This window comes from Brachybacterium nesterenkovii (assembly GCF_900163655.1).
GTDB classification, from domain to species: Bacteria; Actinomycetota; Actinomycetes; order Actinomycetales; family Dermabacteraceae; genus Brachybacterium; species Brachybacterium nesterenkovii.
In genome coordinates this window covers 1-1464 of sequence record NZ_FWFG01000049.1, presented here as the reverse complement: position 1 = coordinate 1464, position 1464 = coordinate 1, and the positions used below count along the sequence as shown (strand labels likewise).

Sequence of the window (1464 nt, the reverse complement as noted above, 5' to 3'; positions counted from 1 at the left end):
GAAATGGAACCCGACGACTCACACAGAGACCGGACCTAACAACGGGGGCGGCCCACCATGGCTCGATCGACGGAGGCACGTACTCGTACTGGTCCTTGCGGGTTGCACGCCACCGCTCGAGAGAGCGAACCTGTTTCTGTGCGTCCTGGAGGTCGGCCTCTGTTACGGCGCGTTCCAACTGCTCTGCTTCGAGCTGATCGTGGAGAGTCGTTAGGCGATCCTCCAACTGCTCACGCTCGTACTGCAGACGCTCTGCCACGGCTGTCGCGGTGCGGACGAGTGAGTCCTTCTGCTCGAAGCGCTGTGCAAGCTCTTGGACTGCGCGCTCGTCGAGCCGCTCTCTGCCAAGGACCTTTCGCACCAGTGTGCGCAGGCTGTCGAACCATGGCTCGTGCGTGGTGGATTTGCGGTACGGCTTGACCCGCGCGGGGTCCTCGGCAGTGGCCGTCCCCTGCTTCTCGACCACGGAGGGCTGCTCAAGCACCGTAGGCTGTGCGGCAGGAGGCGCCGGTGCGACAACAGAATTGCTCTCGGTGACGACTTCCGTGGCATTGATCTGCTCTCGCTGGAGGACGCGCACGGTGCGCATGAGCTCCGTGGGTAGCTCACGTTCGAGGAGCGAGAGTCTGGGCGTAATCGAGACAAGGTGCTTTATGCGCGAGTCGAACGTCTTCTTCTCAGTCAGCCCCTTGACGATGGTCCTTGCGGTCAGCAGGCGATGACGGCGGGCATCGGTCGGATCTGAGAGGTCCACTCTCGGTACAAAGGTGCGGATCGCGCCCGCGGGGATCGCGTGAGCTGGCCCGAGAGCTGAGTTCAGCTTGCTGTGCGCGGCGGGGGTGAGCACGAAGAAGGATGCGCAGCCGATGGCGTCGCGTGTGAGCGAGTCGACCGCCCGTCCCCATTCCTCGTTGCTGACGTCTGGGATGGGTGCAACCACCACGATCGAGATGTAACGACCTGCATCAGTGATGTACCCCAGCAACTCGTCTACGTCGTCGGCGCGAGTTGTTTGGGGTCGGGGGAGAATCGGCACCGAGGAGTCGTGGGCCGCGACGGACTCCAAGGTGTTTCGCACAAGGTTTGGGGTCGCCGGGATACTGGGGGCCCGGCTTTTGGTCCGCCCTTCGCTCTCGAACCAGATGACCTGGCTCTGGTGGGAGGCAAGGCTGCTGAGTGCATACATCCGCGTGGTCCACACGCCCGCTGGATTGGTCTCCTCGTACTCGAAGAGAGCACGGCGTAGCCGAGCATCAGCGCTGCTGTGCTGCACGACGGTCAGAACGTTCGAAGAGCCGAGGTGGTGGACCCCGGCACCTTCCCAGTCTGATGTCTCGAGTCCGCTCCTGCCCTTGCGCCGCTTGTCCTCGAGCCACCCTCTTAACTGGCTCTTCACAGATGAGGGTGTAGCTGTGGTGCGACCTGGGGCGGCGCGTCGGTGTCGGGGTGAGGGTCGAGGTCTTC

At 63.5% G+C, this 1464-nt stretch carries 1 protein-coding gene; it reads right to left on the bottom strand.

Features of this window, described 5'->3' with window-relative positions; translation table 11 throughout:
• Positions 1 to 1396: coiled-coil domain-containing protein 30 (locus FM110_RS05350; RefSeq protein ID WP_234991932.1), on the bottom strand; the 1396-nt coding region annotated here is incomplete at its 3' end.
• Positions 1397 to 1464 lie beyond the last annotated feature (68 nt).